The following is a 362-nucleotide window of genomic DNA, read 5'->3' as shown; positions in this document are numbered from 1 at the left end:
CGGCAGTGGTGTATATGAGACAGACAACGTCCGGGCCTGTCCAGGGCCGTTCCGAATAGTCGGGCAAACCGCGCGGGTTCGTTGATAACATTCGCAAAAACAAAGAAGCCGCCACTGCAGGAACAGATCCTGAAGATCTAGTCTCTAACATGCTGAATGGTGAAGAGAACAGTGGTGTTCGTTTCAATAAATACAAACTGGGTGTAGCGCCCACGGTCGATCCTGTGAATGGTAGTTCATTCTACAACAGTACAGATTGGAACGTATACCGCCTTACCTGGATCTATTTTGCAAAAGCAGAGGCGCTGATGCGTAAGAACGGAAACATCGCCAACCAGGACGCTGTCGATCTAATCAACACG

At 49.4% G+C, this 362-nt stretch carries 1 protein-coding gene; it reads left to right on the top strand.

Annotated elements, in window-relative coordinates; all coding sequences use genetic code 11:
* Positions 1-149: 149 nt before the first annotated feature.
* A partial coding sequence (locus KK062_RS30110) for a RagB/SusD family nutrient uptake outer membrane protein (protein ID WP_254088091.1) occupies positions 150-362 on the top strand: 213 nt, incomplete at its 3' end.

Source organism: Dawidia cretensis (genome assembly GCF_018598175.1).
Lineage (GTDB): Bacteria > Bacteroidota > Bacteroidia > Cytophagales > Cyclobacteriaceae > Ohtaekwangia > Ohtaekwangia cretensis.
This window is presented reverse-complemented; position numbering and strand designations above follow the sequence as displayed.